The sequence below is a fragment of the bacterium genome, assembly GCA_016873475.1.
GTDB lineage: Bacteria > Krumholzibacteriota > Krumholzibacteriia > JACNKJ01 > JACNKJ01 > VGXI01.
On sequence record VGXI01000138.1, the window covers coordinates 1 to 9,107 of the forward strand.

10 protein-coding genes are annotated in these 9,107 nt (G+C 72.3%); 4 read left to right on the forward strand and 6 right to left on the reverse strand.

Features of this window, described 5'->3' with window-relative positions:
- The 5 genes from FJ251_10965 to xseA form a co-directional block, all read right to left on the reverse strand.
- Nucleotides 1-1,106 (reverse strand): FtsX-like permease family protein (locus tag FJ251_10965; protein ID MBM4118239.1); only part of this gene is annotated, 1,106 nt, incomplete at its 3' end.
- Nucleotides 1,103-1,798: an ABC transporter ATP-binding protein gene (locus FJ251_10970; GenBank protein MBM4118240.1), complete on the reverse strand. Its 696-nt coding sequence runs from the start codon at nt 1,796-1,798 to the stop codon at nt 1,103-1,105. The genes FJ251_10965 and FJ251_10970, both read right to left, overlap by 4 nt.
- A 34-nt stretch (nt 1,799-1,832) precedes the next feature.
- On the reverse strand, nt 1,833-2,390 hold the full coding sequence (locus FJ251_10975) for a DUF1648 domain-containing protein (GenBank protein MBM4118241.1): 558 nt from the start codon (nt 2,388-2,390) through the stop codon (nt 1,833-1,835).
- Nucleotides 2,391-2,427: 37 nt separating this feature from the next.
- The gene (gene xseB, locus FJ251_10980) at nt 2,428-2,706 is read right to left on the reverse strand and encodes an exodeoxyribonuclease VII small subunit (protein MBM4118242.1); all 279 of its coding nucleotides are present in this window, start codon (nt 2,704-2,706) and stop codon (nt 2,428-2,430) included.
- Complete coding sequence (gene xseA / locus FJ251_10985; protein ID MBM4118243.1) at nt 2,703-4,205, reverse strand: exodeoxyribonuclease VII large subunit; 1,503 nt, start codon at nt 4,203-4,205, stop codon at nt 2,703-2,705. The genes xseB and xseA overlap by 4 nt, the downstream gene beginning before the upstream one ends.
- A 108-nt stretch (nt 4,206-4,313) precedes the next feature.
- Here xseA and FJ251_10990 point away from each other — a divergent pair, with 108 nt between their 5' ends.
- The 4 genes from FJ251_10990 to FJ251_11005 all read left to right on the forward strand — a co-directional run bounded on the left by FJ251_10990 (nt 4,314) and on the right by FJ251_11005 (nt 8,229).
- On the forward strand, nt 4,314-5,873 hold the full coding sequence (locus tag FJ251_10990; GenBank protein ID MBM4118244.1) for a 2,3-bisphosphoglycerate-independent phosphoglycerate mutase: 1,560 nt from the start codon (nt 4,314-4,316) through the stop codon (nt 5,871-5,873).
- Between the two features lie 355 nt (nt 5,874-6,228).
- Nucleotides 6,229-6,645: a hypothetical protein gene (locus FJ251_10995; protein ID MBM4118245.1), complete on the forward strand. Its 417-nt coding sequence runs from the start codon at nt 6,229-6,231 to the stop codon at nt 6,643-6,645.
- Nucleotides 6,646-6,802: 157 nt separating this feature from the next.
- Nucleotides 6,803-6,994: a ferredoxin gene (locus tag FJ251_11000; protein MBM4118246.1), complete on the forward strand. Its 192-nt coding sequence runs from the start codon at nt 6,803-6,805 to the stop codon at nt 6,992-6,994.
- A 146-nt stretch (nt 6,995-7,140) separates the two neighbouring features.
- Nucleotides 7,141-8,229 carry a methyltransferase gene (locus FJ251_11005; GenBank protein ID MBM4118247.1) on the forward strand — a complete coding sequence of 363 codons (1,089 nt, stop codon included), beginning with the start codon at nt 7,141-7,143 and terminating at the stop codon, nt 8,227-8,229.
- Here the strand turns inward: FJ251_11005 and FJ251_11010 are convergent.
- Complete coding sequence (locus FJ251_11010) at nt 8,201-8,773, reverse strand: manganese efflux pump (protein ID MBM4118248.1); 573 nt, start codon at nt 8,771-8,773, stop codon at nt 8,201-8,203. The genes FJ251_11005 and FJ251_11010 overlap by 29 nt on opposite strands.
- Between the last annotated feature and the right edge of the window lie 334 nt (nt 8,774-9,107).

The window sequence follows — 9,107 nt, forward strand, 5'->3', positions numbered from 1 at the left end:
AAAATGAGCGAAGCCGGCAGCGTGAGCCGCTCGATCTCGCTGAGCAGGTAGATGTTCGTGAGCGTCGCGCTCACGGTGGCGACGCCCTGCTTCGCCACCCACCAGCCCAGCGGCAGGCCCAGCGCCGTGCCGAAGGCGCCGAGCAGCGCCGCCTCGGCGAGGATGATCGCGAGCACCTGTGGCGCCGTTGCGCCGAGCGCGCGCAGCAAGCCGAACTCCGCGCGCCGCCGCACGAGCGCCGCCTGCACACTGCTATAGATGAGGAAGAGCCCGACGACGAGGCTGATCAGGCTGAGCGCGGTGAGGTTCAGGCGAAAGGCCGCGAGCAGGCCGGCCGCCTCGCGGCGGCGGCCGCCGGCGTCCAGGATCTCCACGCCGGGCCCCAGGCGCGCGGCGAGCGCCGCGGCCACCTGCGCGGGCTGGGCGCCTGCGGCGAGCCTGACGCCGATCTCATCCAAGCGCCCCGCGCCGCCGAAGAGCGCCTGCGCCTGCGCGATGTCCATGAAGGCCAGCTTGCGCGTGGCCAGCGGCGCCTGGCGCTGGTAGTCGAGCAGCGCGCCCACCGTGAGCCGCACGCGCCGACTGCCGCTGGTCACCGCGAGCGTGTCCCCCACCTGCCAGCCGCGCTCGGCGGCGAAGGCGGGACTGAGCGCCACCCAGCCGGGCTCCGTGAGCGCCGCGACGAGCGCCTCGCCGCTGCCGCTCTCTGTCGCGGCCGCCGCCTCACCGAGGGCGAGGCCCATCGGCGCGAAGACGTCCAGGCCGATCACCTCGAGAAAGACCGTCGGGTCTGCGGCCAGGCACACATCCAGGCGCGTGAGCGGCCACGCGGCCGCCACGCCCGCCGTGCCGAGCACGCGCGGGTAGAGCGCTTCGGACAGCTCGGGCGTGAGGCTCGTCACCGTGAGGTCGGCGCGGTCGCTCACGGCCTCGACGCCGCCCGAGAAGGCGGCGAGCGCGTTGCGGTTGAGGATCTGGATGCCGATCACGGCCGCCACGCCGAGGGCGACGCCCGCCACCGTGAGCAGGAAGAGCGTCTTGCCGCCGTGCAGCTCCGCGGCCAGGGCCTTGCCGATGTAGGCGCCGAGGCCGAGGCGCCCCTTCACGACTCGGCGCCTTCGAGCCGCCCGCCGTGCAGGCGGCGCACTTCGCCGGCCAGGCGCGCCAGCTCGAGGCTGTGCGTCGCGACGATCAAGGTGCTGCCCTCCTCCTCGGCGAGCGCGAGGAGCAGGGTCATCACGAGGCGGCCGTTCTCCTCGTCGAGGCTGCCCGTGGGTTCGTCGGCGAGCAGCAGCGCGGGACGGGCCAGGAGGGCGCGGCAGATGGCGACGCGCTGCATCTCGCCGCCGCTGAGCTTCTGCACGGGGTCGCCCGCGCGATCGGCGAGGCCCACGCGAGCGAGCAGCTCGGCGATGCGCGCGCGCACCGTGGCCGTGCCCGCGCCGGCGATCCAGGCGGGCAGGGCCACGTTGTCGGCCACGCTCAGGTGCGGCAGCAGGTGGTAGAACTGGAAGACGAAGCCGATGCGATCCCGGCGCAGCAGGCTGCGCCGACGATCGCTGAGCGCGGCGAGGTCCTCGCCGGCGACGAGCACGCGGCCCTCGCTGGGCAGGTCGATGCCGCCGGCGAGATTGAGCAGGGTCGACTTGCCGCTGCCGCTGCGCCCCACCACGGCCAGCGAGGCGCCGCGCGCCACGCGGAAGCTAAGCCCCGTGAGCACCGCGCGCGGGGCGCCCCCGCCGGGATCGTAGACCTTGCTGACCTGATCGAATTCGAGAGCACTTGCGGCGCTGGCCATGCCGGCACTATAGCACGCCGGCCGCGCGGCGGTTTCAGTCCAGGCGCAGGCTCGCCGCCTCTTCCGCGCGCTGCCAGGCCAGCCAGCGCCGCGCCATGCGCAGCAGCAGCCAGGCGCCCACGCCGGTGTAGAGGACGAGCAGGCCGGCCACGAGGTAGCTGTCCGCGCCGAGCCGGTTGGTGTGGCCATAGGCGATCTGCGTGAGGCGGAACTCGAGGTGGAGCATCCAGGCCATCAGCGCGCCACGCACGAAGAAGACGTAGCGCCGCATCAGGCGCCGCACCTGCTCGGCGGCGCGGCCCTCGAGGCGATAGCCGTCCACCACCGGGTGCCGCAGCGCGAGCGCTTCGAGCACGCCGATCACGATGAAGCAGACCGTCGCCAGGATGGGCAGCGTGAAGAGGGCCGGTGTCTTGGGCACCCAGTCCAGGGGCCGGCCGTGAAGGTCGAAGTGCCCGGGGAAGGTCTTCGGCAGGCGCTTGTGCTGCCCGATGGCCAGGGCCCAGAGCAACCCGAGCAGGCCATGGGGAAAGAAGCGCATCCCGGCGGGCGCGAGTAGCGAGCCGAAGCGAGGCGGAGGCGGCGCGGCCATGGGCTTCCCATCGCGGCAGAAGCTGCCGCGCGCGGCCTCAGAAGGGCGGATTCTCCCCCGAGCCCGGCGCGGACTGGGACTCCCCCTGGGCTCCGGCCGCCGCGGGCAGCTCCTTCAGGACCTTTTCCACCGCCAGCTCGGCGCCGTGGATCTTCTCGCGGCAGTGCTTGACCAGCTCGCTGGCCCGCTTGATGCGCTCGGCGAGGCGGTCCAGGTCCGTCGCCTCGGCTTCCAGCTCGGCAAGGATGGCCTCGAGGTCGGCCATCGCCTCCTCGTAGCCGAGCTTGTCGACGGGCGTGTCCTTCTTGGCCGTCATGGGCGCTCTCCTTCGTCGCCGCCGGCCTCGAGGGCGCGCAGCTCGCTCTCGAGGCTGCCGGCGGCCAGGGTCGTGGTGATGCGGTCGCCGAGCGCGAGGCCCGCCGGGCTGCGCAGGAGGCGGCCGGTGGCGTCGCGCGTGAGGCTGAAGCCGCGCTCGAGCACGCGGCGGGGATCGAGCAGGCGCAGGCGCGTCTCGGCGTGCGCCAGTTCGCGGCCTTGCACGAGCAGCCGCGCGCGCGCCACGGGCGCGAGGCGCGCTTCGCCCCGAGCCACACGCAGCCGCGCGAAGCGCAGGGCCTGCCGCAGCAGCAGTGGGAGCGCGGCGGCGCGACCCTCCAGCCGCTCGCGCCGTGCCGCGAGGAGGCGCTGCGCGAGGCCGCCGAGCGCGTGCGCGCGCCGTTCCAGGCGGCGGTTCTCGGCGACGAGTCGCTTCTCGCCCGCACGCTGCACGGCCTCCGCGCGCTCCTCCAGCCGGGCGAGCCAGTCCTCCGCCCGCTGAACGAGGAACTGCGCCACGGCGGTGGGCGTCTTGAAGGCGCGCTGCGCGACCTCGTCGGCCACCGAGCGATCGATCTCGTGGCCGATGCCCGTGAGCACGGGCAAGGGACAGGTCGCGATGGCCCGCGCGAGCGGCGCGCCGTCGAAGCCGGCCAGGTCGCTGCGGCTGCCGCCGCCGCGGATCAGCACCACGGCGTCGAAGCGCGCCGCGCGGTGGGCGAGCCAGGCAAAAGCGGCCAGCAGCGAGGCCTCCTGCTCGCTGCCCTGCACGCGAGCGTCCAGACAGGTGAGCCGAAAGCCGATGCCCGCCAGCCCCAGCTCCTTGATGAAGTCGTGGTAGGCCGCGCTCTCCACGCTGGTGACGAGCGCGAGGCGCAGCGGCACCGCCGCCAGCGGCACCCGCGCGTTGCGCTCGAGGAGGCCCTCGGCTGCGAGCTGGCGCAACAGGCGCTCGCGGTCCAGCTTCTGCGCGCCGAGGCTGGCCTCGAGGTCGACCTCCTCGACGATCAGCGAGAGCCGGCCGCGCGGCGTGTAGTAGTTGAGGGTCACCTCGAAGGTGAGCTGCTGGTCATCGAGCTGGATCTCGGGGCCGCCGAGCTGCGCGAGCGCGCCCTGGAGCCGGCCGCGCGTGCCGCGCCAGATCACCAGCGAGACCTGCGAGAGCACGCTGCTCGGGTCGGCCGGGTCCTTCTCGACGAGGTCGAAATAGACGTGCCCGCCCCGCGCCCACTGGCGGTCGAAGCCGCTCACGAAGCCCTGGATGCGGAAGCGGCCGGGAAAGAGTCCGGTCAGGAAGGCGGCGACGCGCTCGTTGAAGGCGCTGACGCTGAGGGCCGGTGGCGCGGCCGGTGGTGCGGCCGGTGGCGCGGCTGGCGGCGCGGCCGGCGGTGGCGCGGCCGGCGGCGGCGTGGCCGCGCCCTGTTCGCGCGGCTGCGCGCCCGCCCCCGGGGGCGGCGGGTCGAAGAGGCCGCGCTGCTTCTCGTCATCGGGGCTGGGCATGGCCGCAGGCTAGGTCATCGCCCCGGCCTGCGCAAGCCGGCGGCCCGGCGCGGCCTTGCCAGGCGCAAGGCCGCCGCCTATCATCGCGGCTCACGAAAGGATCCCGCCATGAGCCAGCTCCCCCGCCCGGCGACGCTCCTCATCCTCGACGGCTGGAACCTGGGCGAGCCCGGGCCCACGAACGCCAGCTACCAGGCCCGCACGCCCCATCTCGACGCCCTGCTCGCCCGCTATCCGCACACGCTGATCAAGACCAGCGGCCTCGACGTGGGCCTGCCCCCTGGCCAGATGGGCAATTCCGAAGTGGGGCACCTGAACCTGGGCGCGGGGCGCATCGTCGATCAGGACATTGCGCGCATCGACAAGGTGGTCGCCGCGGGGGCGCTGCTTGCGCAGCCAGCCCTCGCCGAACTGGTGGCCACGGTCAAGGCCGCCGGCAGCACGCTGCACCTCGTCGGCCTCGTCTCGGATGGCGGGGTGCACAGCAGCTTCGAGCACCTCGAAGCGCTGATCCGCGAAGGCGCGGCGGCGGGCCTGCGGCTGCGCCTGCACGCCCTGCTCGACGGCCGCGACACGCCGCCCCGTTCGGGCGCGGGCTTCGTCCGCACGGTGGAGGGTTGCTTGAGCGCCGCGCGCGCGAAGGGCGCCGACTGCGCGCTGGCCAGCGTGGGCGGCCGCTACTGGGGCATGGACCGCGACAAGCGCTGGGACCGCGTGCGCCGGCACTGGGAGGTGATCGTCCTCGGCGAGGGGCCGAGCGACGTCGACCCCGTGGCCGCCGTGGAGAGCTCCTACGCGCGCGACATGACCGACGAGTTCATGGAGCCGGTCGTCATCGTCGGCACGGATAAGAAGCCGCGCGGTCCCGTGGCTGCCGGCGACGGGATCTTCTTCTTCAACTTCCGCGCCGACCGCGCCCGCCAGCTCACGCGCGCCTTCACCGAGGCCGACTTCACGGGCTTCCCCCGCGCGCGCTTCCCGCGCCTGCGCTTCGCCTCGATGACCGAGTACGACGCCACCTTCGCCCTGCCCCAGGCCTTCCCGCCGCTCACGCTGGACGGCCTCTTCGCCGACGTCTTCGCCGCCGCGGGCCTGACGAACCTGCGCCTCGCCGAGACGGAGAAGTACGCCCACGTCACCTTCTTCTTCAACGGCGGCAACGAGACGCCCTACCCGGGCGAGGAGCGCATCCTCGTGCCGAGCCCGAAGGTGGCCACCTACGATCTCCAGCCCGAGATGAGCCTGCCCGAGGTGACCGCCCGCTACCTCGAGGCCGCCCAGGCGGGCCGCTTCGACGCCCACATCGTGAACTTCGCCAACTGCGACATGGTCGGCCACAGCGGCGTGCTCAAGGCCGCGATCGCCGCCGTCGAGGCCGTGGACCTCGCCGTGGGCAAGGTCGTCGAGGCCGCACTCGACAAGCAGGGCTTCCTCTTCGTGACCGCCGACCACGGCAACGTCGAGAAGATGTGGGACCCGGAGACGAGGGGACCCCACACGGCCCACACGACGACGCCGGTCCCGCTGATCCTGGTCGACCCTCGCTTCGGGGGCAGCCTGGCCCCCGGCCGCCTGGCCGACGTGATTCCCAGCCTGCTGGCCCACGCCGGGCTCTCGCCCTCCCCTCAGATGACGGGCCAGGACCTCCGCCGCCCGGCGCGGGTCTAGGCCCGGTTTGCGGACGCCCCGGGCGGCCGCTATCCTTCCGCCGCTCACGGCCCGGCGAACCGCCGGCCGGGCAACCGGCGGCGGCCCTTCCCCGGCCGGGGGCTTCGTCTCGTGCTGCTCGGACAGCGGCTTTTCGGGTCCCTCTCAGGCCAACTCCTCTTGACGCGCTGATGGATCCCCGGCAGCCCTGGTCGGGCAGCTTTTCTTTGCCGGAATCCGTACTCCCGGAGCCTGGAATAACAGCCCGCTTTGACTGCTTTGGAAACCCGGATCATCAAAAGAGTATTGCAATCGGTTCGGAATGGACTATGATGCTCCGGACGTGGCGGTAGCGCCGCCTGAAAGGAAGGACAGCATGAATGCGAAGGAGCTGGGCAAGTCCCTCGAGCAGATGATCGAGGAGATCGTTGCCAAGACTGCAAAGGCAGTTGCAAAGGAACTGCCGTCAGAGGAACAGTTGAAGTCCCTGGAAGAGCGGACCAAGAGCATAGAGGTCACGCTGAACCACATCCTGAAGAAGTCCGGCGGCAATCCGCTCCGGAAATCGAATCGCGGTCGCAAGCCCGGCGCGCAGCGCATCTGCCTGGAGCAGAACTGCAATCGACCCGTCGTCGCGCGCGGGCTCTGCAGCATGCACTACCAGCGCTGGCGGGCCGAGCAGGTTCGGGCCAACACGGAAGCCCGGCACCCTGGACGCGCGGCCGAAGGCGGCGGATCGGCACGGAAGGCGAAGGCCGCGGCCGCCCGGAAAACACAGGAGAAAGCCGCCTAAGTTGCGACTTGTCTCAATGTGAGGGGCCCGAAGAATCCGGGCTTCCAGGGCTTGTTTACCCGGTAGCGCCGCCTTACTTTGAGCGCGTTCGAACACCGCTGATCTCCGACCCCGCGCTTGCGGGGCCGCGCTTACGGAATCATCCAGGAGTCCTTGCATGGCCATCACGAAAGTCTGGATCGAAGAAGGCTGCACGGTCTGCAATCTCTGCTCGGATACGGCGCCCGAGGTCTTCGACGTCAACGACGAGACCTGCACTATCCGCGAGGGCGTCGACCTCTCCGCCTTCGAAGAGGAGATCATCCAGGCTGCCGAGGAGTGCCCGGTCGAGATCATCAAGTACGAGTAGCGCGCCCTCGGCTGCGCCGCCTTCTCCGCCCGGGGTCCTCGACTCCGGGCGTGCCTTTTGCGGGCTGCCCGGCGGCGCGGCCTCGCTGCAAGAGGAGAGACCGTGCATCGACTGTTCGCACTCCCGGCAGCGCCACGAGGCCGCTAGTGGCAAGCGACACCGAAGCCCGCCAGCGCCGTCTCCTCGCCGGTGCGCTGCGCTATCCGGACGCCGGTCGCGTCTGGCTGTCGGACACGGGACTGGCCTTCCTCGCCGCTGAGGCGCTTGCCGTCTGCGGCCCCGAACGCGTGCGCGCCGTGGAGCGCGATCTCCTCGCCAGGCGGCGCCTTGCCGGTGCCCTGCCTGGGCTCGCGGTCGCGCATGCCGCCCGCGCCGAGGCGGCGCCGGGCGACTTCGTCGTCCTGCCCTTGGACAAGGACCGCCGCGCGCTCTTCGAGTCGCTTGCCGCGCTGGTCGCGCGCGTGGGGCCCGCGGGCGGTCTCGCGCTCTACGGCAGCCGTCGCGAGGGCATGGAGCCCGCGCTTGCCTACCTCGCCCAGTTCAGTGCGCTGGCGCCTGTCGCAGGGCGCGCCGGTCTCCGCTTGGTCCTCGCGCGGCCACAGGGGACGCCGGCGCCCGCGTTGCCGCCTCTGCCCGCGAGCTATCGCGCCCAGGCGCGCGGAGTCGCTGTCGACGTGGCCTGCCGGCCTGGGCTCTTCAGCTGGCGGGCGCTGGATGGAGCCACGGCGCTGATGCTCGCGCGCTGCGCGCCGCGCGATGGCGATCGCCTGCTCGACCTCGGCTGTGGCGCGGGACCCGTTGCCGCGCTGCTGCTCGCCGAAGGCCGCGTGCGCGAGGCCACCCTTGTCGACACCGATGCCCTCGCGCTCGAGGCCGCCGCCGACACGCTTGCGCGCAACGGCCTGGCGGGGCCAGGGGTCGAGCTGTTGGCCTCCGATGCCGGACAGGAGCTCGCCGCGGGCCGGTTCGACCTCATCCTCTGCAATCCACCCCTGCACCGCGGCTTCACGGCCGAGCGGGACAGCGTCGCTCGGATGGTCGTCGAGAGCGCGCGCCTGCTCGCGCCGCGCGGCCGGCTCTACCTGGTTGGCCCGCCCGCGCTCCGCCTCGGCCTGCGCCTGCCCGTGCATTTCCAGACGGTCGATCGCCTGGGCGGCGACGCCGCGCTCGAGGTCTTCCGCGCGAGCTTCCCGCGCCGGCCCGGCCTCAGCGGAGATGCTCCACCAGGATCTTGACCCCGAGCAGAATCAGCACGACGCCAGCAACGCGCTCGGCGTGCCGGCCCAGGCGCGCGCGCAGCGGGCCGCTGAGCGCAAAGGCCAGCAGCGTCGCCAGGAAGGACACCAGGCCGATCAGGCACACGGCGAGGGCGAGCGGCGCCTCGAGCGCGGCGAGGCCGACGCCCGCTGCCGCCGCATCGATGCTGACGGCCAGGGAAAGGCCGACGAGCGAGAGGCCGCGCGTCAGATCGCTGGGCTGCGCCCGCCGCCCTTCGTCGCGCTCCCCGCGCAGCATGCGCAGGCCGATCCCCGCCAGCAGCAGGCAAGCCACCCAATGGTCGATGTGCTGGATCGCCGCGAAGAGCAGGCGGCCGGCCAAGATCCCAACCAGCGCGAGCAGGGACTGAAAGAGCCCGAAATGGAAGCTGAGCCGCAAGGCCTGCCGCGGCGTGCGATGGGTCAGCGCAACGCTGACGCCCACGGAGAAGGCATCGACGGCCAGGGCCAAAGCCAGCGAGATCAGTTCCAGGAGCGACATGGTGGCGGGCTGGCCCTTCATTCCCGGGGTGCGCCGTCAGCCTAGCGGCCCCGGGGTGGCTTCGTCAACCCATTGCCATTCCATGGTTTGCACCGGGCGCCTGAAGATCGGCCCGCGGTGGCCACCCGAGTTGGCGAGAAAGGGTTGGGTTGTGCCGCGGAAATTGTGTCAATCAGGTTCGCTCGGCTTCGCCCGCTGCCGATGGCCATCGTCTCAGTTCGCGTACCTGAGTCGATGCCCGCGGTTGATGCCCAGGGCCGGCGTCCTCTCGTCGCCTGTGTAGATTCGAACCCAGACCGGCTCGATCTCGATGCGGCTCGGGAACCGACGGGCCGCGAGCAGCTCCGTGGCCGTG